Genomic DNA, 25,107 nt, shown 5'->3' on the forward strand with positions numbered 1-25,107 from the left:
TATAATCCAATATCCTATGAAAAACCATAGTAGAAACGGAAAGAGGGTTGGGATTATTGTATCTATTTCAAAATCCCTGAGTCCACAACTCTTCTTAAATATTTTTTATCCTGGATGATCCAGGTCACTTCGTAGCTTCCGATGGTTTCCTGGTTAAGCATGTAGATATAAATGGTACGCTTATCCGGAGAAAGGTAAACGCCGTTATAAGTACGCACAGCGCCCTTTTCATCGTTATAGGTAAACACGGGACTGTAGAGATCCGCATACGCTTCTGCGGGGATCTGCACGGTGTCTTTACCGATGGTCATGGTCACTGAAGCGATCTTATAATTGGGCATGGTGCCATAGCTACCATAGTAAGGCCTGCCATCGATACGCACCACATGTTTCTTTTCTCCATAAGTACCGATCTTATGTTTGGATGGATCGAAGGGGCCCGCCTTGATATTTACAGTGATAGAATTGCCTTCAAAAGTGATGAAGTTGGCGCCATAGTCTACCGGCGGGATGGCCGGCAGTGCAGTCTTGTTGAGCCTGTCTTCCAACGCTGCCAGTGCAAAGGAAGCCACTTCGGCTTTCAGGTCTTTCTCAGCCATTCTTGCATACCCTTCCGTTTTCTTACGATAGTCGGGATAGGTATTATCGTCCTGCGCCATGATCTGCATACTGCAACACATGAACAGTAAACACCATACAAACTTCATAGTAGTAATTTGTTGCTAAGTTAATACATCTTTCAATGCGCGCTTTGCTGCGTAGAAACCGCACATCCCGTGCACGCCCCCGCCGGGTGGCGTGGCGGAGGAACAGCAGTAGATGCCTTTGGCTGAAGTTCTGTAGGGGCTGCGGCGGAGGGCCGGCCTGGTGAAGAGTTGACCAATATCAAGTATGCCTCCGTTGATATCACCTCCAACATAGTTGGGATTGTACTGCTCCATGTTGAAACTGTTCATGGCATGCCTGCCGATGATCCGATCTCGGAAACCAGGCGCAAAACGTTCTACCTGCTGCTCTATCACTTCGGTCATGGATTCACGTGAGCCATGAGGCACATGGCAGTAGCCCCAGAGGGTATGTTTGCCTTCAGGGGCACGGCTGGGGTCGAAGAGGCTTTGCTGCGCCAGCAGTAAGTAGGGCCTCTCCGCATGAACGCCGCTCATGGCCTGCTGTTCAGACAGCGCGATCTCTTCCAGGGTATTGCCGAGATGCACGGTACCTGCCTGCCTGCAGGCTTCCGCCCTGAAAGGCACGGGGCCGTCCAGCGCCCAGTCGATCTTGAAAACCCCCATACCGTAACGGTAACGGTTGAGCTGCCACTGGTAAATGGAGGAGAATTTATGCCCTGCGATCTGCAGCAACTGCCTGGGTGTTACATCCAGCAGCAGAGCTTTGGAAGAAGGGAGCTGGTCGAGGGAATGGATATACTGGTTGGTTTCGATGACCCCGCCCAGGCTTTGAAAGTAAGCCGCGAGCGCATTCGCGATGCTTTGTGAGCCACCTTTCGGGATGGGCCAGCCTTTCAGGTGACCGGTAGCCATCAGCACCAGGGCGATGGCAGCCGTGGTGGAATTGGTAAGCGGCTGCATGGAATGTGCCGCCATGCCGGCCCAGAGGCCACGCGCCTCGCGGGTCTGGAAGCGTTTGGCAACGGCCACGGCCGGGGCCAGCGCCTTCATGCCGAAGGCAGCCATCTTCCATGGATGCTTCGGAAAGCTCAATGGGCCCAGTACATCGGGCGCTATCGAAGGCCAGCTGTTCACAACCGGCCGGATCAGCTCCAGGTAAGCCTTTGCATCCTTTCCCAGGGCATTGGCTGTTGCTTCCAGTGATGGGCTGAGAAAAGCAGCCATACCATCGTCAAACGGATGGGCAGCCGCCACCGGGGGGTAGATGTATTCAAGTCCGAACTGCTGGAGGGGAAGCGTTGAAAAGAAGGGCGATCCCGCCGCCAGGGGGTGAATGGCCGAACAGATATCATGATGGAACCCGGGAAGGGTGAGTTCCGCTGTCCGCAGGCCCCCACCGATCGTGGATTTGCCTTCTATGAGCAGCACGGATTTACCTGCCTGTTGCAGCGTAATGGCTGCGGACAGGCCATTGGGGCCTGAGCCCACAACAATGGCATCGTAATCAGGATGGCTCACAGATTGGTTTATAACGAAAATAAGATCAAAGAATGAAGGTGGAAGGACAAAATTTCCGGGTAGCAGGTTTTAACTGTTGAAACGGCTGGTTATCTTGTAGAAGAATCCTGTAAGATGAAGCATTCAACATTTGAAGACAAAATAAAACCGAAGCTGATCGCTTCTCTTATAGTATCCGTTCTGATTCTGATCATCTGGATCAACATTTCCGGAAGAGAATCCTACCCGAGAGCACTATATCGAACCCAGAACATCGATTCAATATATATACAGATCGACTCAAACTTACTATGGATCAAGGACCCGGCAAGAATAGATATATTCACCCGCACCATGCTCAGATCAAAAACAAAAGTAAAATCCAAAAATCAAAGAGGTAGCTTTTACCATATCAATATCGGTTTCGCCATGAATGATGGAAGCTGGCATGGATATAGAATTTGCAATATTGGCCAAAATGGAAATGTAATCGATGTCAATTTTAATATGTACAAGGGTGATTCCATCTTACACCTCATCGATTCCCTCTACTATAAATTCCCTCCCGGCACACCCGGCTTCCCGCTCTTCCAGCACCAACCATAAATAAGAAAGCCGGCTTATCAGGCCGGCTTCCATTAAAATATATTAGTAACCTTATTTCAGGTTTGCCTTCAGCAATTCAATTGCTTCAACAGCATCTTTCTCTTCTGTAAGATCAAACACAGAAATGGTTTTACCATTCACTGTTACGTTCTCGTTGTTCACGATCTTTTCGATCTGCTCAGCAGTGAAGTTGGCAGCCAGTGCTTTTCCGAAGCTGAAATCACCAAATGCTTTGATCTTGCTGTTGTCAGCGAAATCAGAGTTGTAACGGCGCAGCTCAACCAGTGCTTCAACAGGACCAGCGGAAAGGTGAACACCATTCACACCCTGAGATACTTCAGCCAGACCGAGTTTTGCCTGATTGTTCAGAAACTCGCGACGCAGACTGCCTTCGTTGGCGGTGTTAGGATTGGTAGTTCCAATGAAGTTGTTACGGGCGTCGCTCCAGTTGAGGTCGCCGCTGAGGGTCATCACAACAATGCTCCTTCCCTTCTCAGTGAAATGCTTCAGCTGACGTGGGTGGAAGCCGTTGATAACGTATACTACTTCGCTGTCGATCTTGATGTCTTCAGCATAAGTACCACCAGCCAGTTTCTTGTTCTCTTTGTTCATCCACAGGTAATCCAGGGAGTAAGCATTGAAAGCCGGGTATTGTTCCAGGAATTCTACACCGCCCAGGAGTTTAACATCGCTGGCAGCTTTACCGTAAATAGCGCTGAATTTTTCCAGGGCTGCTTCGGAGAGGCTGTTCTTTGCATCGGAAGCGATCTTATTGATAACACCGTAGTGTTGTGCAATGATATTGTATTGCTCCAGGTATTTGGCAGAAAGTACTTTCACGTTGTGGATGGTCAGACCGAAATGGCTGATCCTTTCACGCACCAGTTCCAGCACCGCTTCAATGTTGATGGAATCAGAAGCCAGGGTGATTTCAGGCTTGATGAAAAATAAGAACTCATTCTTTCCAACAGGGGCAGTAGGATTGGAATACACTTCTTCAAAGAAAAGCTTTTCTTCCTGTGCTTTCTTAATACTGCCGATGATGCTGGCGGAGAGTTGATCGGCTGTAACCGTTGTATTGCTCATTGTTTATTAAAAATTTCGGCAAAGATATCCGGTTTTTTCCGGTTTTTTATACCAATTTTTAAGCTTGGAGATCATACCGGATTTCCGCTGAAACCCTTACCACACAGGCATTTCTATTTTCCGGGTAGCGGTTTACCATCCTGAAATAGCCATTTTTTTGGTTTGCACCCCCTTAAATGTCGCAGTATGTTTGCATCATGATAATAAGCACTGACCAAGAGTGCTGAGACCTGAGACAAAAGCAGTACTGCCCTGCCAGATGAATTGATCGCTTGCCTTCCGCGATAGCTTCCGATGAGTAAATTGAATAATGAGTATTAAGCGATCATTAACTTTTAAAATATACTTTTATGAATAACGTAGTTAAAACCATCCTGTCATTAGTTACCGTTCTGGTGCTTACCGTATCTGTTGCCTTTGCAAACGGAGAAAAGAATCCTAAAACAAATGCTACCAATAGCATCGAAGTTAAACATATCGGCAACTATGAGAATCAGCCTATCTTCCAGCTGAACCTCACAGCTTCTGAAGCTGATGAATTCACTATCACACTGCGCGACAGCGACGGAAACGTACTGTATGCAGACAAAGTGAAAGGAACTAACATCACCAAGAAATTCCTCCTTACCACACAAGAGATCGGAGACAACCTGGTTACAATCGAAGTAAAGGCCAAGAAGAATGCTAAAGCTGAAGTATACACGATCAACAGGAAACAGAACCTCATCGAAGAGATGTATGTAACCAAGGTGAAGTAATAAGAAACTCAGGCCGTAGTTAAAGAACAAGTGTTTGAAAAGAGATGGCTGTCCTACCCCGGACAGCCATTTTTATTTGCCCCCAACCGGCTGCCGGAGTATTTGGCAATCCGGCGACCAAATAACGCCTTTCGTCTCCTTTACATCTGCCGGGAACCACGGTGCACCTATCTTTGAATGGCATGTATTTTCCGGGAACATCCCCTCAGAAATCCAACGGACTATGGCGGCATTCAGCAACAGGATCATCAGAAATATCACCAGCGGCGAACTGCTCTGCTGGCTGCTGTACCTTGTGTTCTGGGCCTCCTGCAACTGGATCGATGCCGGGATCAAAATTGCCCTGACCATCCCCCTCTGGTGGTTTTATTTTGTTACCCTTAAAAATACAAGGCTGCAACAGAAACTCCTGTTGCATATCATTACACTCCCGGCTTTTTGTATTACCTGGTACCTCCTCTGCAGACAGCTGAATACGTCATTCCAGTTCAACTCACCCTTCTGGGACATTTACCTCACCGCCCTGTTCTATTGCTGCCAGTTCATTATCTTCCATTTATACAATCACTGGCTCAGATCAAGAAAACGGAAACAGCAGGAACAGGAGAGGCTTGAGTATGCTTACCAGTACGAGATCAGCTCGCTTAAAACACAGATAGGACCTCATTTCCTGTTCAACACACTCAACAGTATCAGCGCCACCATTCCACCAGCAAATGAAGAAACACGTGTTCTGATCTCTCAGCTGGCAGATACCTTCCGCTATGCACTCAATATTCATGAAAGACCTACCGTTCCACTGAAAGACGAGATTGAATTTGTGCGCAACTGGCTGGCGCTGGAAAAACAAAGACTGGGCAACCGACTGCAACTGATCTATGACATCGAGCCAGCAACCCTTGATACAACCGTTCCTGCCATGATACTTCATCCACTGCTTGAAAACGCACTCAGCAACAGCATCAACCGGCAGTTACAGGGGGGCACTATCACCATCAGTTCCATACAGGAAGGAAATGATATTCGGATATACATCACTGATATGGTTGCAGTTTTTACCAACCCGCTGCAGTCGATGCTCAACAGGAGCCATACGCTCAGCAACGCATCACGAAGGCTTGAAAAATTATTCGGAGAGCCCCTATCCATCAGCTATAATCACAATGGCATGACCGTTTCTTTCCGTGTACCCGGTTCAGTACATACCAGCAGTACGCCTGCTGTGCTACCGCTTACGGCCTTAGCCACCCAATAAAAAATGGCCGTCTTTACAGACAGCCATCCCTGATCAATTGTAACTTCCTATTGTTTATTCATCCACTCTTTCACTTCCTGCATATCAACATTGGCCAGCACTATCTTACCCGATGGATCTATCAGGAATTTCTGAGGAACCGCACCTACTGCATAACTCCCTGCAGTAGCGGATTTCCAGCCATCGGGATCAATGAGCTGCGACCAGGGCAACTGATCTTTTTCTATGGCCTTCAGCCAGGCATCTTTCTTCTCATCGATGCTGATGCCCAGCACAGCGAATTTGTTCTTATCGATGGAATGGTACCATTCCACCAGCGACGGATTTTCCTTGCGGCAGGGACCGCACCAGCTGGCCCAGAAATCAATCACCAGGTACCTGCCCCTGAAATCTTTCAGGGACCGCCTCACGCCCTGCGGATCAGCCAGCACAAAATCCGGAGCAGGCATCCCGGGCTGGATCTGTCTCCATACATTCAATCGTTTATTGATGATCGTTATAAAATCATTCTTCTGTTTATAGCCATTGATCTTTCCTGCCAGTTTCTGCATCTGCACAAAACTGAACTGGTAATAGTTGGAATACAGAAGATAGCTGCTGATCACATTGCCGGCATTCCGCAATACCTGCTGCTCCAGCAACGTATACTCCTGCTGCTCCGCTTTTCGTTCCTGCGCCTGATAGAACTCAACACTGTCTGTTCTGTTTTCCTTCTGCAATCTCAACAAGGCAAAGGAGGCAAAACGTTTCTGCCCATACACTTCAGCCTGCTCCTCCTGCACTGTATTCCATGCCTGCTGCAATGCGCCACCCGTGATCACCGGACGGATCAGGCGACCGGAACTATGTACGGTACCCTCCACCCTGTACACCGTATCAGTCAGCGCCAGGAATACCAGCGGGTATTCATATTTCGAATACTGAAAACGGACGATGCCGGGTTTCCCGATCATTCCCTTCAGACTGAAATGCCCTTTTATGATACTGGCAGAATCAAAGATCACCCAGGATTCGCCTTTCGGTTTCAGCAGGTATACTTTTCCATCCGCTGCGTTGCTGATATGTCCATTCACAGTATAAGCAGCCAGCCAGCCCGGCATGGCCAGCATCGCACCCAATAAAATATGCTTCAGCATCAGTTCAGTTTTTCAAGTTTATCAACAAGGGCCTGCGCTATCTTCTGGATCTTGGAAGTCTCCAGATCAGCCAGCAGCCTGGCTTTGCGTGCCGCCTTCAGACCTTCTTCCTTCAGCCCGAGCGCATAACAGCTTTCAGCCAGCGTGCCCTGGTTGCTGTATTCTTCCGGTTCCAGTTGCGCAGCCAGTCTGGCCATTTCATAAGCCTGTTTCAAAATGGCTGTATCGCCATTGGCCTGGTAACCCGCTCTTCTTGCCACGAAACTGAGGTCGGCGGGATTGTTCCGGAAAGCGCCTGCCTGGGCGGTACGCGCTACAGCCAGGAAGCCTTCTGCATTCTTATTGGTGAGATAATATTCGATCTGCAACATCACGGCATTGCGTTGTGCCGCATAACTGGTATCGCGCAGCATCATGGTGAGCTTGTCGAAGAATTCAGCGTTCCTTTTCTGGCGGATCAGTCCATACATGGTGGAACTGGCCAGTTGGTTCAGCTTGGTTTGAATGGATGCCTCATCAGCGAAAGCATTGAATTGCTGCCTGTGACGGATCAGGTAGCTTCCCAGCTTATCTTCCTCATCCCGTGCAAAGTTTTTAATGATGGTCCAGCCCAACGCAGTGTTCAACTCTTCTTCTTTCACTTTACTGATCAGCTCGTTTCTTACCTTATCAAACTGTCCGCCATTCACCCGCTGCAGCACAATGGCATAATCAGTGAGCAGTTTCAGTGAGCGGTCACCGCTGTTGAATTTCTTTTCCATATCAGCCAGTGTATTGCCTGGTTCGTTGGCGCGCCTTGCTTCGGTGATGAAGTCCTGCACACTCATGCGCGATCCGGTACGGTGCACCTGGTTGCCTTTGGCATCAACAAAAAGATAAGTGGGGAATGAAGTGACCTTGTAACGTTCGCGAAGCGACACACCTTCGCCCTTCTCCATATCCACTTTGAAGTTGATGAACTGTTTGTTGAAGTACTGATGGATGGTATCGTTCACAAATACATTCTTCTCCATCCATTTGCAGGGTGCGCACCAGCTGGTATAACAATCAACGAAAACAAGTTTGCCGCTTTTGGCTGCCGCCTGCAATGCTTCGTTGAAACTACCATTGGTAAATTGAATGCTGTTGTTTTCCTGGGCGGAAATAGTGATGCTGCTGAATAACAGCAGCATCACGGGTACATGTTTAAATACTGACATAACAGACTTTATTTGTTTTCTGGCTATCAATAGCCGGGGTTCTGGATCACTATATTATCAGAGAGCTTCACAGTATTGTAAGGCAGTGGCAGGATGTACTGGTTCACTGATTTTACGGAAGGTTTTACAGTCTGGAAATTGATATCACCCAGACTTGCATAGCGTACCATATCGAACCATTCTTCGCCGCTTTCCGCACCGAGTTCAAGGATCTTTTCCCGGCGGATGAGCTGCAATAATTCAGCAGGATCATTGCTGGTGATCTCATCCATCACGGCACGCTTGCGGACTTCGTTCACGGCCTTGCGCGCTTCTTCCGGGTCGCCGTTGCTACGCACAACTGCCTCTGCACGGATCAGGTATACTTCAGCCAGGCGAAGGAAATATTCCGTATCGGCAGTGAGCGTGGTAACCCCGTTGCCGGTATTGAAAATGGTGTTGTTGAATTTTTTGTTTCGCAGTTCGCCAGCCGTTGTCCTGGTAAGAGCTGCAGTATCACGTTTATCGCCCGCCATGAAAGTTTTATAATTCTCGGAAGGAAGATAAGTGGAACGCATCATGAAAGCTTTGTTGTTGCGATCATTCTTGTCGTCATAAGGAGTCTGGAACATCGCTTCCTTAGTGCCGATGATCTTTTTGAAGAACACATCATAGAAAGTGTTCTCCAGTTTGAACGGTCCCTCTTCGATCACCTGTTTGGCCAGTTTAGCGGATTCAGGATAATCCTTCATATAGAGCAGCACTTTTGCTTTCAGGGCTTTTGCTACCTGTTTGGATGCATAAAAAGTAGAACTGAAATTGGGACCTTTTTCAATGGCATAGTCGAGGTCCGCGAGAATGAAATCGTAGGATTGCTTTACAGTGGATCTGGGCTCCGACTTTGCATCTTTGATGGGCTTGCTCTTGATCACGATGCCATATTTGGAATTCAGATCGAAGAACTGGCCGTAGAAGCGGAGCAGGTAGAAATGCCCCAGAGCACGCAGAAAACGGGCTTCAGCCACAATCTCATCCCTGCGCGGATTGGTGGTTTCCACCAATGGTGCTTTTTCAATGATATGGTTGGCGTTGCTGATCACAGCATACCATTTCGTGTAAATAGCATCGAGGGTATAGTTCTGTGGATCCACCTCATTGTTTTTGAACATAGCTTCAGCAGGCCCCCCGGATGAGCCCAGGTCCATGGTGCCTCCCATCAGGCAGGCGCTGGCCGGGTAGTATACAGGCAGTTCGAGGCCGGTCTTCAGTACGCTGTAAGTGCCTAGCAGCGCACTCTGGGCCTTTTGAACGGAAGTGATGGCCTCATCTTCGGAAAGCTGGTTGATGGGATCGAGATCAGTTACATCCACCAGGTTACAGGAAGCAGTGCTGAACGCAGCAGCAACCATCGATATGATAAATATATTTTTGAGCATGATCAGTTGTTTAGAAGTTAGCAGTTATTCCGACAGTGAAAGTCCTGGTAAGCGGATAAACGTTGTTATCGATACCCTGTGAGAAGTTATTGGAAGGAGCCGTATTCACTTCGGGATCCAGTCCTTTGTATTTTGTGAACACAAACACGTTACTGGCCGAACCGTAAATGCGCACACTGCTCAGGTATAATTTTCTCAGCAGATTATTCTTCAGCAGGTAACTCACCTGGATATTCTTCAGTTTGAGATAAGATGCATCTTCGATGAAATAATCGGAAGCACGGGCATTCTGATTGGGATCGGTGGCCACCATGCGTGGCAGTTCTGCATTCTTGTTTTCCGGCGTCCAGGTGCTGAGGATATCCCTGGAATAGTTGTTATTGTTGTTGCTGAACAACACCATGCTGCGATAACCTGAGTTGTCGAGCCTGTTACCGATAGAGAAGTTGAACAGTGCACTTACTTCCAGGTTCCTGTACCGGAAGATATTGTTCCATCCACCATAGAAATCAGGTTCTGATTTTCCGAGTACGCTGATATCATCGCTGCTGATCCTGCCGTCGCCGTTCACATCCACAAAGCGGAAATCGCCGGGACTTGTTTTCGCAGACTGGTAAGTGCCGGTAGGCGATTTTGCATTGAGTGCATCTATCTCTTCCTTACTCTGGAAGATACCAGCTACCTTATATCCTTCAAAATATCCGATCGGCTGGCCCACTTCCATGTTCAGGTAAGAGCCTTCATTCAACTTCAGCACTTTGCTGCGATAGCGTGTGATATTGATGTCCACGAGATATGCGAAATCCTTCTTGTTCACCAGATCGCTACCGAGTGTCAGTTCCCATCCCTGGTTGAGGAAATCGCCCAGGTTGGCATTCTGTTTTCTGCCACCGGTTTCGCGGATGATATCGCGTTCCAGGATGAGGTCGTGCGTTACTTTCCTGAAGTAGCCTACAGTACCGCGCAGCTTGTTGTTGTATAAATTGAAATCGAGGGCGGCATCCAGCTGATTGGTTGTTTCCCACCTGATATCCGGATTGGGAATAGTGTTCACTGCCACGGCATTATTGCCGGCATAGAAATTACCTGGACCGAAGAAAGTGGAATACTGGAAATCAGAGAAGTTGGCCGATCCTGTTCTGCCATAACTTACGCGCAATTTCAGGTCATTGATGAATTTGTTGCCGAGCATAAAGTCTTCTCTCGAGATCCGCCATGCGATGGCACCTGAAGGGAAGTAACCCCAGCGGTTGGCAGGACCGAATTTGGTAGAGTGATCTGCCCTTCCCGTAAACGTCAGATAATATTTACCTGCGAAATTATAATTGGTGCGAAGGAAATAAGAAGCCAGTCCACTGATGGAACCACCACTTGAGTATGTCTGCATAGTTCCTGCTGCACCTACGTTATTGAGCACTTCATCATCCAGGAAGCTGGTGGAGTTGAGCGTGGTGAACTCCGATCTTACCAGCGTATGGGAAGATCCCGCCACTGCATTGATGGCGTGGTCACCAAAGCGCTGGTTATAGGTCAGGGTATTGTCCCAGATCCTGGTGGTGCCTGAATTGATGAAATCAGACCTGGAGCCTCTCCGTTTATTCCTGATCTCAAAAACATCGGTAGATGGCGTATAGGCCTCACTGGTACCTTTTGTACTGGTTGCATGGAAGCTGGACCGGAACAGCAGTCCTTTGAACAGTTCAAGTTCCCCAAAGAAAGAAGTGAGCACTACCTGGCTTTTCACCTTGTTGGGTTGACGCATACGCGCAACGGGATTGGAGGTTACGCTATCCGGTGAAGCTCCGTAATTTCCTTTGCTATCATATACCGGTACATCAGGCCTGTAGCGGGTGATCAGGTAATACTGCCCGGTACCTCTTCCATTATTTTCGTTGAGGCTGAAATTGATATTGGTCCCAAAGCGGAGCTTATCGAATAAAGTGGTTTCAAGGCTCGCTCGCAGGTTCTGCCTTTCAAAGTCTGTGTTTTTGATGGGACCATCCTGGCGGGTCAATCCACCTGAAAAAGAATACAGCGTATTACCGTTGGCGCTCCCTCCATTGATATTGAGGTAAACATTGCTGGAGAATCCCGTGCGCATGGCCTCTTCCCTCCAGTCTGTATTCACATTTGGATAAGCTATGAAATTGGCAGGCGTAGTTCCGTTATTATCGTATGCCTTCTTTACCACGTAATGATATTCATCAGCATTCAGCATATCATATTCTTTCACAAAGCGGTCGATAGCAGAATTCACATCGAAGGTGATATTGGGTTTATCTCCTTTCTTTCCTTTTTTGGTGGTCACGATCACCACGCCGTTGGCACCACGGGAGCCATAGATAGCGGTAGCGGATGCATCCTTCAGGATATCTATACTTTCTATGTCTTCTGAATTGATAGCTGCAAGTGGGGAGATCTTATTCCTGCTATCATCCTGGAACGCCTTGTTACCAAAGCCATCCCCCATTTCAATGGGAATTCCATCGATCACGTATAGGGGCTCATTGGTTCCGATTGCGGAAGTACCGCCACGGATGCGGATGCTGGCCACTGCACCGGGAGCGCCGGAGGACTTTATCACATGCACGCCGGCAGCACGGCCGGTGAGCATAGCGTCAAAGTTGGAGCTGTTCACTTTATTGAGTTCATCTCCTTTCATGGATGAAACGGAGCCGGTCACATCTTTTTTGTTCACCTGTCCGTATCCCACTACCACTACGCTTTCCAGCTGTTTATTATCTTTCCTGAGAATGATATTCAGTTGATCTTCCAGTGCAGGAACATCTTTCGATTCAAAACCGGTGGAGCTGATCTGCAGCATGTTCTTTCCTTCCGGCACACTGATCTCGAATTTACCATCGTTATTGGTGTACACTCCGCGGAAAGAGCCTTTCACCTGAACCGATACACCGGCAACAGGTACGCCATCTTCCCCCTTCACTTCCCCTTTGACGGTTTTATTATTCTGGGTTTTGGAAACGCTGAGTGTTCTGCTGAAGATCACCAGTCCGTTGTTCACTTCCCGGAACTGCAGGCTGGTATTCTGCAGCAGCTTTGTGATGATCTGCTCAACTGAAGTTTCCTGGAAACTGAGATCGTTGATGGTGTATCTGGCCACATCATTCTCATTGAATGAAATAGACACGCCGCTCTTAGCCTGCAATTGCTTGAGGCAGGTGCTGAGCGATTCATAATTGTACCGGATGGTCACTCTTTTTTCCCGGATGCTCTGTGCGGAAGCCAGCTGGGCTAAAAAGAGCAGTAATAGCAGCAGTTTAGTGGTGCGCATTCTAACAGAAAGTTTTGGTTGAGTAATTATGGACAGCCGATGCCATCCAGGTAGATAGTTTTATGCTGAATTCGATACCTGACCTTGTTCATGATCTTCAGCAGTTCCAGTACATCTTTCAACTGGTCCTTATCGCTGAAGTTGATGGTGTTCTTGCATTGCTCCAGGTCTTTACTGCTGAACACCACTTCATAATCATAGATATTGCGGATGTACACAGCCAGCTCTTTCAAAGAAATATTGTTAAGCCAGATCTTTCCATTCTTCCAGTCGTTGGCCTTCGAGGGGTCGATGGTAGTTACGCGGAAACGGTTTGTGTTACGGGTATAGGTAAGGCATTGATCGGGCAATAGTTTCTCATGGCAGGCCAGTGAATCATCCACTGCGACTTTACCCTGTGTTACGGCCACTTTGATCTCGCCGAGCTGCGGGAAGCTCTGGATATTGAAAGCCGTACCTAGTACGCTCACTTCCAGGCCATCCACTTTCACCAGGAAGGGATGCTGTGAATCGCGGGTCACATCAAAGAATGCTTCGCCGTAGTCAAGGATGATATTCCTGTTCCTGTTGAAACCATTGGCGAACCGCAGTTTTGAATGTGCATTCACCCACACGCGTGAACCGTCTGGCAGGGTTACGTTCTTTTTCTGACGGCCTGTTTCCACAATGGACCAGGTGATGGGTTTTGCAGTTTCCTGTTTATTGAGCAGGAGCACCAGTGCCATCAGCCCTGCAAGGAGGGTCAGCATGGCGGCGGCCACGGTCCAGCGTTTCCAGAGGGTACGGACAGGCGCCGGTTCTCCGGGTTGTGATACCTGGCCCAGTTGGTGCTGCAAGGCTTCCCATGCCTGGTCCTTACAGGCACTGTTCTCTTCAGCATTCACCGGAAGGGGCTGCTGAAGGGAGTTGTACCATTTCTCCAGTATCAATTCTTCTTCAGGGGATATGGCTCCGCCTGCCTGCTTGCTGAGCAGGTAATACAGATAATCGTTGTGCAATGTTGATGGCTTGTTACTGAGTAAATACAGCTTGCTGCTGCGATAGTACCATCGGAAAAAAATTATTTTTTCTCCAGCATGGTTAATAAAATGATCACAAGGATAGAAGGCTCAATTCTGGCAGCGATATATTCTTTCACCTGGTCGTTTGCCCTGTACAGCTGGTTCTTTACCGTTTGTACGGAGAGCGACAGGTTTCTGGCGATCTCGGTCGGGGTGAGTTGCTGTTCCTTGCTAAGGCGGAACACCAGCTGCATTTTAGGGGATAGTTGTGCTATGGCTTCTTCGATCAGTTGCTTCAGTTCTTTGGATGCCAGTTCCTCCGCCACGTTATTGGCAGCGTCCAGGAAACGGCCTTCCATATCACGGATGAACTGCTGGCGGGTTTTGTTCTTTGCATAGTGGTTGTACACCCTGTTGCGGAGGCTGGTGCTCAGCCAGGGGAAGAGGCTTTCTTCGTTCCGTATGGATTCCCGGCTGGTCCAGAGGCTGAGGAATACTTCCTGTACCAGGTCTCTGGCTTCTTCCCTTGATGCAACTTTGGTGACGGCTATGGCAAAAAGCATCTCCCAGTACTTGTTGAAAAGCACTTTGAACCCTTTCACAGGATCCTGCTGTAACAATTCCAAAGCATTCTGATCAGACAAATTCATGGATAGCACGTTGGTCAAAAGGCAAAGGTCTAATGGGCATGATAAGGTGAGACGGGCCGGGGCAGTATTGCCCGGGCAGGACGCTAAGATAGGAAAATAAGAAAAGGTGGGCGTAAAATGGCCTGCAATTCAGTGCAGACGAGGCTTTATGTAGGGGGAAGGCATTGTGGGAGTAGAGGTAAGATAGAGGGGCAGGCAGGCAATGCATGCCCCTTTGCCGGGAGAAACGTTTGTTTCCCGGCGGTTCAATAGTAGATGATGCGTTTGATGCCTAAATCCTGAAGAACGGGCTCTGTCTTCCTCCTTTCAGTTCCTTCACATCAATCCTTGCAGACCTTCCGAAACGCCAGAGAAATCCGCCGGCGCTGATGGCATTGCCACGTGCTACCTGCAGGATATTGGAAGCATTGCCGTCAGTTGAACGGGCGGCTTCCCTTGCACTGGGGTAACTCTGGATCTTCCTGCCACGGAAATTGTACTGCGATACCGGCCTCATTCTTTTCTCACGGGCACGCTGCAAACGCTCCAGGATCTGCCTGCGCGAAAGCTTGTGCAGGGGCGATGGGGAACGTCCCAGCTCCTTGATCCTTTTCTGTTTCTCACTTAATGTTGCTGCGCGCAGATTCGGCGGGTTGAGGTTGAAGGAATCATTGTCCTTGTAGAAGATCACGATACTCTTGTCTTCGAGATCCATTTCCCTGACGAAACAATTATACACCAGCCGGGCTATTGTATAACGGTGACGTACACCCTCAACAGTCAATGTAATACTGAGGTAGGATTTGAAATCGCCCTTGAACTCATTCCGGTGTTTGTGAACATACGGCTTCATGATCATGGGGCGCTCGTGGTAGATGATACCATTGGAGTAAACGGCTTCGTATGCCAGGCGCTTTACACGGCCTTTGTTGGAAATCTTGAAGTACCCTTCCAGTCCGGGTATGTCTTTCCATCGTTCTCCTTCAATGTTGCTTAAACTAAGATTCAGGTAAGGTTTATTATCTCGTCTCATTGGCAAGGTTAAGGTCAGGATATAACGGAATGCAATATCCAGGGAATAAAAATACTATTTCTATTCGCTACAAAATTTACCAGTGACCGAAAAAATTCTTAAATAAGTTATTTCACTTATCTGCGCAGGGTGTTTTACTGGTTTAACATCCATCGGTAAACGCCGAATTCCAATCCACGCAATTCAGCCAGACCTTTCAAACGTCCGATGGCAGAATAGCCGGGATAGGTCTTCTTATCCAGATCATCCAGCATCTGGTGACCGTGGTCAGGCCGCATTGGAAGGCTCTTTCCGCGTTTTTTCTGGATCAGTAAAATCTCTTTGACGATGGAGTACATATCAGTATCACCACCCAGGTGAGTGGCTTCATAGAAGTTTCCGAACTGATCTCTTGCGGTATTCCGCAAATGAAGGAAGTGAACATGCTCACTGAATCTCCGCAGGATGAGCAGCAGGTCATTATCCGGTCTTACCCCCAATGAGCCTGTGCAGAAACAAAGTCCGTTATTGGTAACAGGCGCCGCATCGATGATGGCGGCAATATCGGATTCTGTACTCACAACACGTGGCAGGCCAAGTACGGGATATGGCGGGTCATCAGGATGTATCGCCAGTTGAATGCCTGTTTCCTGCGCTACAGGAACAACCTGTTGAAGAAAGAAGAAAAGATGCTGACGCAGACGGTCAGCATCGATATTTTTATAAGTAGTGAGTGCTTTGAGCACCTGGGCAGGCGTAAATGCCTCATCGCTGCCGGGCAGTCCCAGCAATGCATTGGCAAAGAGTGTACGTTTCTCATGTTCCCGCATGGAATCGAAATGAGATTTCGCCTGCCGGATCTCCTCCTTCGTATAATCTTTTTCTGCATTGGGTCTTTGCAGCAGAAAAAGGTCGAAGGCTATAAATGCCAGTTTCCCGAAATAAAGCGCACGCGCACCATCGGGCAATTTCCAGTTCACATCCGTTCGGACCCAGTCCAGCACCGGCATGAAATTGTATGTGACCACTTTGATGCCGCAGGCAGCCAGGTTTCGGAGACTCTGACAATAATTATTGATATGAACCAGGTAATCGCCGCTCTGTGTTTTGATAGCTTCGCTTACGGGAAGGCTCTCCACTACCGTCCAGCTCATACCCTCCGTTTCGATAATGAACTTACGGATATTGATCTCCGTTACAGACCAGACATGGCCCGGCGGGATATGGTGTAAGGCAGTAACCACACCTGCGCAACCCGCCTGGCGTATATCAGCTAACTTAACGGGGTCATTAGGGCCAAACCACCGCATTGTCTGGTGCATCAACATAAAACGATCTCTTTATTTTGCCACACCTAGCGGTGAGAAGTATACGAATATTCCAACAATGATAAACACCACTATCAAACTCAGTATCACATCCCACTTGTTCCAGCTGGCGCGGCTGGCGGCTTTGTCTTCCGCCACCGTGGTAGCAAAGGTGAGCCCACGGATATGCGCTTCGTCCGGTTTGGGAGTGAGCAGGCTTACAATCACCATAACGGCGATGCTGAACAGGAAGAGATAGATACAGAAGAAAAGGAAATTGATGGTTGCAAAACTATGCAGCAGTCCTCCAACAGGAAGTTCCGTCTGGAACATCTGCAACGTGAGCTTGAGTATGCCGATGATGAAACCCACTACCATGGCTGTGTACGCGCCTTTTGCATTCAACCGCTTGAAGAATACACCCAGTAAGAACACGGCTGCGATCGGAGGCGCCAGGTAACTCTGCACGCTTTGCAGGTAATCATACAAGCCACTGGAGATCCTTCCCATGAGCGGGATCCAGAGCATGCCCAGGATCACCACCACTCCGGTAGCAATGCGGCCCACTTTCACCAGTTGCTTCTCTGAAGCTTCGGGGTGCTGCTTCTGGTAGATATCCATGGTGTACAAAGTGGAACAGGCATTGTATACGGAGGCGAGGGAGCTCATCAGTGCCGCCAGCAATCCACCTGCCAGCAATCCTCTCAATCCAACCGGCATGATATGTTTCACCATGGCGGGGAAGGCTGCATTGTTATCATCCAGCTGCAGCTTGCCCTGTGAATGGAGCACGTAAGCGATCAGACCTGGAATGAGGAAGATGAAAAAAGGCATCAGTTTGAGATAGGCGGCGAAGATAGCGCCACGTCTCGCCTGCTGTTCGTTGCGCGCAGCCAGACAGCGTTGTACGATATGCTGGTCCGTACACCAGTACCAGAGGCCCACGATCGGTGATGCGATGAGGATCCCCAGCCAGGGATATTCAGGATCATCCATGGGCGGGAACATATTGAGTTTTTCTTTGGGCAGTGCCGAGATCAATGCGTCCCATCCACCTACTTCTTTCAGACCGAAGACCATCAACACCAGCGAACCGACCAGCAGTACGATGGCCTGAATGGCCTCCGTGTACATCACTGCATGCAGCCCACCAAAGATGGTGTACACACCGGTTACCACAACCAGAATAATAGCGCCCGTCCAGAAATCCACACCCAGGAACTGGTTGAAAACCAGGGCTCCGGCGAAGATGGTCACGGATGCTTTTGTGATCACATAACTGAGGAGCTGAATGATGCTGAGCAATCGCCTGGACTGCGGGTTGAACCTGCGTTCCAGGAATTCAGGCATGGTGTACACCATGCTGCGCATGTAGAAGGGCACAAATACCCATCCGAGGATGAGCACTATATAACTGTGCAGCTCATAGTGACCAAGCACGGTGCCCGATTTGGCGGCAGAACCGGCAAGGCCTACAATATGCTCTGATCCTACATTGGAAGCCAGGATGCTGGCGCCGATCACAAACCAGCCGAGGTTACGGTTGGCCAGAAAATAATCGGAAGCAGATTCCTTGCTTTTACGGATAGACCAGATAGAGATGCCCGCAATCACCAGGAGGTAAACGATCACGAAGATCCAGTCGACGAGTCCTAAAAATTCCATATGGCAGTGTTTTGTGGAAAGGGTTTATTAAAAATTATACTATGATCAGATAAATCTGTTGATCAGGTTTTCGAGGTATTCCTGCTTACCGCTGATCACAGCGGGCTCGCCGTTCTCTGCTGCATAATTGCGCAGGTCTTCCAGCGTGAGCTTTCCTTCCTCAAAGGCTTTGCCCTTTCCGGCATCGAAGGATGCATAACGGTTGGCGCGGATCTTTTTGTAATCTGATTTTGTGAGCACGGCTTCCGCGATCAGCAAGGCGCGTGCGAACGTATCCATTCCACCGATATGCGCATGGAACAGGTCTTCAGCGTCTGTGCTGTTCCTGCGGATCTTTGCATCGAAGTTGATACCGCCGCCGCCAAAACCATTGGCTTCAACGATCACCAGCATGGCTTCAGCCAGTTCATTGAGGTTATTGGGGAACTGGTCAGTATCCCATCCGTTCTGGTAATCTCCGCGGTTGGCATCGATGGATCCCAGCAGACCCACGTCGGCAGCCACCTGCAGCTCATGCTGGAATGTGTGGCCGGCGAGGGTGGCATGGTTCACTTCTATATTCAGTTTGAAATCATTCAGCAGGTTGTACTGACGGAGGAAACCGATCACCGTCTCACTGTCGTAATCATACTGGTGCTTGCTGGGCTCACAGGGTTTTGGCTCGATAAAGAAAGTGCCCTTGAAGCCTTGCTTTCTCGCATAGTCCTTAGCGGTATGCAGGAACCTGGCGAGGTGATCTTTCTCCCGTTTCATATCCGTGTTGAGCAGGCTCATGTATCCTTCCCGGCCTCCCCAGAAAACGTAGTTCTGCCCACCTAACGCAATGGTAGCGTCCAGCGCGGCTTTCACCTGCGCACCGCCATGGGCCAGCACATGGAAATCAGGATTGGTGGAAGCGCCGTTCATATACCTCCTGTTGGAGAAAAGGTTGGCCGTACCCCAGAGCAGCTGAATGCCGCTGGCGTCCTGCTTTTCTTTCAGGTAAGCAGTAAGGGCCTGTAATCTCCTTTCATTATCGGCCACATCATTGGTATAGTCCACTACATCCACATCGTGAAAGCAATAGAAGGGCAGTCCGAGTTTGGTCATGAATTCAAAAGCCGCATCTGCTTTCTCCTTTGCTTTGGCAATGGGATCAGGGTTACTGTCCCAGGGAAAAATATGCGTTGGCTCACCAAAGGGATCTGCGCCACTGCCGCAGAAGCTATGCCAGTAGGCACAGGCAAAGCGCAGCCATTCTTTCATAGACTTTCCGGCAACTTTTTTATTCTCATCGTACCAGCGGAATGCCAGCGGGTTGTCAGTGTCAACACCTTCGTACCGGATGGAACCGATACCACTGAAATATTCTTTCTTTCCTTTCACGATATCCATAGTGATTATTGTTTTAGATCTGTATTTAATGATTGAGTTTTTCTTCCAAAGCTGCTTTCCATCGCTGGTACAAAGGCTCGTAGTGGCTCAGGCCGGATGGACTTGTAATGCTGATGGGGTGCCGTTTTCCGGACGCGCTTGCCAGGTCCGGGTAAATTCCTGCACCAATTCCGGCGCCGATGGCAGCTCCGAAACTTCCATCACCCTCATAGAATTCCACTTCCACCTGGTTGGTTTCCACAAATGCATCGGTGAACACTTCACTGAGGAAGAGATTGCTTTTTCCTGCACGGACAACAGTAGGATGGATGCCGTTGGCGCGCATGATATCCAGTCCGTAACGGAAAGAGAAAGCGATGCCTTCCTGCACGGCCCTGATGGTATGGGCAGCAGTGTGCTGGTTGAAATCCAGGTTGAGCAGGTGGCCTCCGATGGTGCGGTTGTTAAGCATACGCTCGGCGCCATTGCCGAATGGCAGGGCGATCAATCCCTCCGCACCTTCCGGAACACCGGCTGCTGCATCATTGAGTGCCGCATAACTGAGATTGCTGCCTGCGATATTCCTGATCCATTTATTGAAGATGCCCACGCCATTGATGCAGAGCAGAATGCCGGTGCGGGTATCCTGATCCGTTTCACCTCCCATGGATTTCGGGATCTGGTGATTCACATGTGCGAAGCTGTTGATACGGCTCTGCTGATCATAGGTAAGCTGGTTGCTTACACCGTAGATCACGCCGGAAGTTCCGGCCGTGGTGGCCACTTCACCGGGGTGAAGCACGTTTAGGGAAAGGGCATTGTTCGGCTGGTCGCCCGACTTATAACCAACGGTGATGCCTGACCGAAGGCCAAGCCTGTCTGCCACCGCTGCTTTCAGCTGGCCATGCGGAGCGAATACGGGATGGATCTCCGGGAACATGGACCTGTCGAATCCGAAATAGTTCAGTACATCTTCCGACAGCGAATTTGTTTTGAAATCCCAGAAGATGCCCTCGCTGAGTGCTGAAACAGTGGTATTGATCTCACCGGTAAGCTTCATGCTCACGAAGTCTCCGGGCAGCATCACATGGCGGATCCTGCTGTAGAGCTCCGGTTCATTATGTTTTACCCAGGCGAGTTTGGCTGCCGTGAAATTACCGGGGGAGTTAAGCAGGTGCGATAAGCAATGCGCTTCACCGATGGCTTTGAATGCGGCTTCACCAGTTTCAACAGCGCGGCTGTCGCACCATATAATAGCATTGCGCAGCACATGCTGATTGGCGTCTACCAGTACCAGACCGTGCATCTGGTAGGCGATGCCGATGGCGGATATATCTTTCGGATCATAGAGGCCGGTTGCATGGCATTTAAGGATGGCCTGTTTGATATTTTCCCACCACTGGTCCGGGCTTTGTTCAGCCCAGCCGGGGTGAAGGGAAATGATATCAGCTTCCGTTTCCGGGTACTGCGCGCTTGCCAGCAAACGCTGGGTAACAGCATCTACTACCGATACTTTGATAGAGGATGTACCCGTGTCTATTCCGAGGAGGAGCATGTGTTCAGGTAATGATTTAGTTTGTTTTGTATTGGGGAAGCGATGAAAACTGACAGGTAAGTTTCCCGGACCGTAGTGTTTGAAAAAGTGATCCTGACGAGGTCAGGCAATATGGAGGTCATTTTCTTCATACAGCAATTTGGTGGCGAAGCGGGCCTGGCCCCTGAAAGCAATCGTTCAATTACATCGCAAAACGAATATAGGATTCTTTTTGAAAAATTGCAACCGATTGCAATTTTTTTAAAAGAATTCCTGTAATTTAATTGCCAGAATGGGAGCTGCAACGGATGCCGTCTCTTAAAACTGCCACCACAGCCAGGTTGCCGGGCTTTGCAACCTGCATTGAACGAAGCGGGTTCCGTAACCGGGTTCCCCCGCCGGGCTAACCATGGAACTGGTTCCATGGGCGATAGCTGTGCAAACATCCGGTATCCTTGCAAATGGCGCAGCTGCTGGATCCCAGCCAATGACTGTTCAGAAAAAAAAGAAATCTTTGCAATTCAATTTTTTTTATTGATTTTTATGCAACCGATTGCAACATGAAAGCCAAAAAAGACGTTACCATCTATGATATTGCCCAGAAACTGGAACTGAGCTCCACCACCGTGAGCCGGGCCCTGAAGGATCATCCTGCCATCAATAAACATACTCGCAGGAAGGTGCAACAGGCCGCCAAAGAAATGGGCTACCGCGCAAACACCTTTGCCAGCAACCTCCGCCAGCAGAAGACAATGACCATCGGCGTGATGGTTCATGAGCTCAATTCAAACTTCATCACTTCCGTACTGGCAGGCATCGAACAGGTGACCACCGAAGCAGGGTACGACCTCCTCATCGCCCACTCATCAGAAAGCTATAAGAAAGAAGCGGCCAACGCCATGAACTTTTTCCACAAACGCGTGGACGGACTCATCGCCTCCCTTTCTTTCGATACCGAAGGGCTGGACCATTTCAAACCATTCGAGGAAAAGAATATCCCCGTGATCTTTTTCGACCGGGTGGAAGAGAACAGTGAAAGCACCAAGGTGATCATCGATAATTACAAGTGCGGTTACCAGGCCACGGAACACCTGATCCAGCAGGGATGCAGGAATATCGTACTGGTTACCGCCAACCTGAAAAGGAACGTGTACGCCCAGCGCCATAAGGGATACTCAGACGCCCTCTATGATAATGGCATCACATACAACAAAGAGCATGTGCTCATCAAAGACCTCAGTGAACAGTGCGGCGTGGAAGCAGCCATGCAGATCCTGAAGATGAAACCCATGCCCGACGGGGTTTTCATCACTAACGACTTCTCCGCGGCAGTGTGTATGCAAACACTGAAGGAGAAAGGCATCCGCATTCCGCAGGATATTGCTATCGTGGGTTTCAATAACGATGCGATTGGCAAGATCGTGGAACCGCGATTGACAACTATTCATTACCCTGGCATCGATATGGGTGAGATCGCTGCACGCAATCTCATCAATCACCTGCAGGGGCATTCGGATATCCGGCATACGCAAACCATTGTGGTGCGATCTGAACTGATCATCCGGCAATCCTCTGTGAGACGAACCTAAAACAAGGTCATAAACTCCGAACCGACTGCTGCTTATGAAACGATTTGCTTTTATCCTCGCCATTTTCTCCGCTGTCTGCTGCCAGGCAGAAACCGGTTATGAGCTCTGGCTCCGCTACCAGCCTGTATCCAATGCGCCGTATGCAACGCAATGCAAACAGGTATTGCGTTCCCTGCAAGTCTACGGAACATCCCCTACGCTCACAGCAGCCAGCACAGAATTGAAAAATGGATTGAAAGGCCTGCTCGGCATCTCCCTCCCGCTTGGCAGCAACGGGTCAGTTGTATTGGCCAGGCCCGAAAATATTCCCTCTATCACTCCCGCCATTAAAGAAAAACTTGCAAAAGCAGGCAGGGAAGGTTACATTATTTATACCACCACCATCAATGGCAGCAAAAAAACGCTCATTTCCGGAAACACAGATCAGGCAATACTTTACGGAGTATTTCATTTATTAAGACTGGTGCAGACAGCGCAACCCGTCCACTCACTCGATTTACTTTCCGTACCACGCAGTCCATTGCGCTTACTCAATCACTGGGACAATCTCAATCGGACTATCGAAAGAGGTTATGCAGGCTTCTCCCTCTGGCAGTGGAACAATCTGCCGGGTTATGTAGACCAGCGGATCATCGATTACGCGCGCGCCAATGCCAGTATCGGCATCAACGGAACGGTGCTAACTAACGTGAACGCCAATGCGCTGATCTTAACCCAGGAATACCTGCTGAAAGTAAAAGCCCTGGCAGATGTGTTCCGTATTTACGGCATAAAAACCTATCTCACGGCCCGCTTCAGCGCACCGATAGAAAATGGCGGCCTGAAAACTGCTGACCCGCTGGATCCCACAGTCAGAAACTGGTGGAAACAGAAAGTGGATTCCATTTATCAACTCATTCCGGATTTCGGCGGCTTCCTGGTGAAAGCCAATAGCGAAGGGCAACCCGGGCCGCAGGATTATGACCGCAACCATGCCGATGGCGCCAATATGCTGGCAGAAGCAATAGCACCACATAAAGGCATCGTGATGTGGCGGGCCTTTGTATACAGTCATACATCGGACGACCGTTTCAAACAGGCTTATGAAGAGTTCAAGCCACTCGACAATAAATTCAGCTCCAATGTACTGGTACAGGTGAAGAACGGACCTATCGATTTTCAACCCCGCGAGCCCTTCTCCCCCCTCTTCGGAGCCATGCCAGGCACTCCCATGATGATGGAGTTCCAGCTCACACAGGAATATCTTGGACAAAGCACCCACCTGGTGTATGAAGCCCCCTTATTCAAAGAAGTACTGGATGCAGACACATACACTAAAGGGAAAGGATCTCCTGTAAGCAGCACCCTCAGCGGGTTTGCCGCTGTAGCCAATATCGGCAACGATATGAACTGGTGCGGCCATCTCTTTGCACAGAGCAACTGGTATGCTTTCGGCCGTCTCAGCTGGGATCATCAGCTCAGCAGCGAAGCCATTGCCACAGAGTGGATCAGGCAGACCTTCACCAATGATCCGGCCTTTGTGAAACCCGTACTCCATATTATGATGCGCTCGCGCGAACTGATGGTGAATTACATGACACCACTGGGCCTTACGCATATCATGTATAACGGCCATCATTACGGACCGATGCCCTGGGGCAATACCCTTGGCCGGCCGGACTGGAATCCCGTGTACTATCACAAGGCAGACAGTGTTGGTATAGGTTTCAACAGGACCAGCACTGGCAGTAATGCATTATCACAATACGCAGCACCGGTACGTCAGCAGTTTGAGAATATCAATACCTGTCCTGATGATTACCTGCTCTGGTTCCACCATGCCAGTTGGGACCACCGCATGCAATCCGGCAGGAACTTATGGGACGAACTTTGCTACCGTTATCATTCCGCTACAGATTCTGTGCGGCAGATGCAACAGCAGTGGAATGCACTGCAACGCTTCGTGGATACCGAAAGATTCCGGCATGTACAGCAGATGCTGGCTATACAGGCTTCCGAAGCAGCCTGGTGGCGCGATGCCTGCCTGCTTTATTTTCAGACTTTCAGCCGGAAACCATTTCCCACGGGTTATGAAAAACCAGCACATTCATTGGAGTATTACAAGAACCTTCACTTTCAGTTGACGTATTGAGCAATGATCTAAT

General features: G+C 49.2%; 19 protein-coding genes. 5 read left to right on the forward strand and 14 right to left on the reverse strand.

What is annotated here, in order from left to right:
* Window positions 1-62: 62 nt before the first annotated feature.
* Both ACTHMC_RS10555 and ACTHMC_RS10560 read right to left on the reverse strand, forming a co-directional pair.
* Window positions 63-707: a hypothetical protein gene (locus ACTHMC_RS10555; RefSeq protein ID WP_440413079.1), complete on the reverse strand. Its 645-nt coding sequence runs from the start codon at window positions 705-707 to the stop codon at window positions 63-65.
* A 15-nt stretch (window positions 708-722) separates the two neighbouring features.
* Window positions 723-2,147 (reverse strand): phytoene desaturase family protein, encoded by a 1,425-nt coding sequence (locus tag ACTHMC_RS10560; protein WP_440413080.1) that lies wholly within the window; start codon window positions 2,145-2,147, stop codon window positions 723-725.
* 114 nt (window positions 2,148-2,261) lie between these two features.
* Here ACTHMC_RS10560 and ACTHMC_RS10565 point away from each other — a divergent pair, with 114 nt between their 5' ends.
* Complete coding sequence (locus ACTHMC_RS10565) at window positions 2,262-2,732, forward strand: hypothetical protein (RefSeq protein WP_440413081.1); 471 nt, start codon at window positions 2,262-2,264, stop codon at window positions 2,730-2,732.
* Window positions 2,733-2,783: 51 nt separating this feature from the next.
* Here ACTHMC_RS10565 and ACTHMC_RS10570 read toward each other — a convergent pair whose 3' ends face one another.
* A complete protein-coding gene (locus ACTHMC_RS10570) occupies window positions 2,784-3,818 on the reverse strand; it encodes a hypothetical protein (RefSeq protein WP_440413082.1) in 1,035 nt (344 codons plus the stop codon).
* Window positions 3,819-4,168: 350 nt separating this feature from the next.
* Between ACTHMC_RS10570 and ACTHMC_RS10575 the strand changes: the two genes are divergently transcribed.
* Window positions 4,169-4,576 (forward strand): hypothetical protein, encoded by a 408-nt coding sequence (locus ACTHMC_RS10575; protein ID WP_440413083.1) that lies wholly within the window; start codon window positions 4,169-4,171, stop codon window positions 4,574-4,576.
* A gap of 223 nt (window positions 4,577-4,799) precedes the next feature.
* Entirely contained in the window at window positions 4,800-5,831 is a 1,032-nt protein-coding gene (locus ACTHMC_RS10580; RefSeq protein WP_440413084.1) for a sensor histidine kinase, read from the forward strand.
* Between the two features lie 47 nt (window positions 5,832-5,878).
* Here the strand turns inward: ACTHMC_RS10580 and ACTHMC_RS10585 are convergent, their stop codons facing one another.
* The 11 genes from ACTHMC_RS10585 to ACTHMC_RS10635 all read right to left on the reverse strand — a co-directional run bounded on the left by ACTHMC_RS10585 (window position 5,879) and on the right by ACTHMC_RS10635 (window position 21,395).
* Entirely contained in the window at window positions 5,879-6,967 is a 1,089-nt protein-coding gene (locus ACTHMC_RS10585) for a redoxin domain-containing protein (protein ID WP_440413085.1), read from the reverse strand.
* Entirely contained in the window at window positions 6,967-8,166 is a 1,200-nt protein-coding gene (locus ACTHMC_RS10590; protein ID WP_440413086.1) for a thioredoxin family protein, read from the reverse strand. The genes ACTHMC_RS10585 and ACTHMC_RS10590 overlap by 1 nt, the downstream gene beginning before the upstream one ends.
* A 26-nt stretch (window positions 8,167-8,192) precedes the next feature.
* Window positions 8,193-9,581, reverse strand: a complete 1,389-nt coding sequence (locus tag ACTHMC_RS10595) for a RagB/SusD family nutrient uptake outer membrane protein (RefSeq protein ID WP_440413087.1) — start codon at window positions 9,579-9,581, stop codon at window positions 8,193-8,195.
* A 10-nt stretch (window positions 9,582-9,591) separates the two neighbouring features.
* Window positions 9,592-12,873 carry a TonB-dependent receptor gene (locus ACTHMC_RS10600; protein ID WP_440413088.1) on the reverse strand — a complete coding sequence of 1,094 codons (3,282 nt, stop codon included), beginning with the start codon at window positions 12,871-12,873 and terminating at the stop codon, window positions 9,592-9,594.
* Window positions 12,874-12,899: 26 nt separating this feature from the next.
* Complete coding sequence (locus tag ACTHMC_RS10605) at window positions 12,900-13,871, reverse strand: FecR family protein (RefSeq protein WP_440413089.1); 972 nt, start codon at window positions 13,869-13,871, stop codon at window positions 12,900-12,902.
* 62 nt (window positions 13,872-13,933) lie between these two features.
* Window positions 13,934-14,524 carry an RNA polymerase sigma factor gene (locus tag ACTHMC_RS10610; RefSeq protein ID WP_440413090.1) on the reverse strand — a complete coding sequence of 197 codons (591 nt, stop codon included), beginning with the start codon at window positions 14,522-14,524 and terminating at the stop codon, window positions 13,934-13,936.
* A 271-nt stretch (window positions 14,525-14,795) separates the two neighbouring features.
* A complete protein-coding gene (locus ACTHMC_RS10615; protein ID WP_440413091.1) occupies window positions 14,796-15,536 on the reverse strand; it encodes an NUMOD4 domain-containing protein in 741 nt (246 codons plus the stop codon).
* A gap of 134 nt (window positions 15,537-15,670) precedes the next feature.
* Window positions 15,671-16,843 (reverse strand): mannonate dehydratase, encoded by a 1,173-nt coding sequence (gene uxuA, locus ACTHMC_RS10620; protein WP_440413092.1) that lies wholly within the window; start codon window positions 16,841-16,843, stop codon window positions 15,671-15,673.
* Window positions 16,844-16,855: 12 nt separating this feature from the next.
* A complete protein-coding gene (locus tag ACTHMC_RS10625) occupies window positions 16,856-18,487 on the reverse strand; it encodes a sodium:solute symporter (RefSeq protein ID WP_440413093.1) in 1,632 nt (543 codons plus the stop codon).
* 45 nt (window positions 18,488-18,532) lie between these two features.
* Window positions 18,533-19,861 (reverse strand): xylose isomerase, encoded by a 1,329-nt coding sequence (xylA, locus tag ACTHMC_RS10630; protein ID WP_440413094.1) that lies wholly within the window; start codon window positions 19,859-19,861, stop codon window positions 18,533-18,535.
* Window positions 19,862-19,886: 25 nt separating this feature from the next.
* The gene (locus tag ACTHMC_RS10635; RefSeq protein WP_440413095.1) at window positions 19,887-21,395 is read right to left on the reverse strand and encodes a xylulokinase; all 1,509 of its coding nucleotides are present in this window, start codon (window positions 21,393-21,395) and stop codon (window positions 19,887-19,889) included.
* Between the two features lie 539 nt (window positions 21,396-21,934).
* Between ACTHMC_RS10635 and ACTHMC_RS10640 the strand changes: the two genes are divergently transcribed.
* Together ACTHMC_RS10640 and ACTHMC_RS10645 are read left to right on the forward strand one after the other, a co-directional pair.
* The gene (locus tag ACTHMC_RS10640) at window positions 21,935-22,963 is read left to right on the forward strand and encodes a LacI family DNA-binding transcriptional regulator (RefSeq protein ID WP_440413096.1); all 1,029 of its coding nucleotides are present in this window, start codon (window positions 21,935-21,937) and stop codon (window positions 22,961-22,963) included.
* A gap of 34 nt (window positions 22,964-22,997) precedes the next feature.
* Window positions 22,998-25,094, forward strand: a complete 2,097-nt coding sequence (locus tag ACTHMC_RS10645; protein WP_440413097.1) for an alpha-glucuronidase family glycosyl hydrolase — start codon at window positions 22,998-23,000, stop codon at window positions 25,092-25,094.
* Window positions 25,095-25,107 lie beyond the last annotated feature (13 nt).

Source organism: Pseudobacter sp., assembly GCF_051955275.1.
GTDB lineage: Bacteria > Bacteroidota > Bacteroidia > Chitinophagales > Chitinophagaceae > Pseudobacter.

Bases quoted from the DNA above. Each gene is read 5' to 3' on its own strand.
- ACTHMC_RS10555 (WP_440413079.1), bottom strand. From the start codon at position 707: ATGAAGTTTGTATGGTGTTTACTGTTCATGTGTTGCAGTATGCAGATC.
- ACTHMC_RS10565 (WP_440413081.1), top strand. From the start codon at position 2,262: ATGAAGCATTCAACATTTGAAGACAAAATAAAACCGAAGCTGATCGCT.
- ACTHMC_RS10570 (WP_440413082.1), bottom strand. From the start codon at position 3,818: ATGAGCAATACAACGGTTACAGCCGATCAACTCTCCGCCAGCATCATC.
- ACTHMC_RS10575 (WP_440413083.1), top strand. From the start codon at position 4,169: ATGAATAACGTAGTTAAAACCATCCTGTCATTAGTTACCGTTCTGGTG.
- ACTHMC_RS10580 (WP_440413084.1), top strand. From the start codon at position 4,800: ATGGCGGCATTCAGCAACAGGATCATCAGAAATATCACCAGCGGCGAA.
- ACTHMC_RS10585 (WP_440413085.1), bottom strand. From the start codon at position 6,967: ATGCTGAAGCATATTTTATTGGGTGCGATGCTGGCCATGCCGGGCTGG.
- ACTHMC_RS10590 (WP_440413086.1), bottom strand. From the start codon at position 8,166: ATGTCAGTATTTAAACATGTACCCGTGATGCTGCTGTTATTCAGCAGC.
- ACTHMC_RS10595 (WP_440413087.1), bottom strand. From the start codon at position 9,581: ATGCTCAAAAATATATTTATCATATCGATGGTTGCTGCTGCGTTCAGC.
- ACTHMC_RS10600 (WP_440413088.1), bottom strand. From the start codon at position 12,873: ATGCGCACCACTAAACTGCTGCTATTACTGCTCTTTTTAGCCCAGCTG.
- ACTHMC_RS10610 (WP_440413090.1), bottom strand. From the start codon at position 14,524: ATGAATTTGTCTGATCAGAATGCTTTGGAATTGTTACAGCAGGATCCT.
- ACTHMC_RS10615 (WP_440413091.1), bottom strand. From the start codon at position 15,536: ATGAGACGAGATAATAAACCTTACCTGAATCTTAGTTTAAGCAACATT.
- uxuA (WP_440413092.1), bottom strand. From the start codon at position 16,843: ATGTTGATGCACCAGACAATGCGGTGGTTTGGCCCTAATGACCCCGTT.
- ACTHMC_RS10625 (WP_440413093.1), bottom strand. From the start codon at position 18,487: ATGGAATTTTTAGGACTCGTCGACTGGATCTTCGTGATCGTTTACCTC.
- xylA (WP_440413094.1), bottom strand. From the start codon at position 19,861: ATGGATATCGTGAAAGGAAAGAAAGAATATTTCAGTGGTATCGGTTCC.
- ACTHMC_RS10635 (WP_440413095.1), bottom strand. From the start codon at position 21,395: ATGCTCCTCCTCGGAATAGACACGGGTACATCCTCTATCAAAGTATCG.
- ACTHMC_RS10640 (WP_440413096.1), top strand. From the start codon at position 21,935: ATGAAAGCCAAAAAAGACGTTACCATCTATGATATTGCCCAGAAACTG.
- ACTHMC_RS10645 (WP_440413097.1), top strand. From the start codon at position 22,998: ATGAAACGATTTGCTTTTATCCTCGCCATTTTCTCCGCTGTCTGCTGC.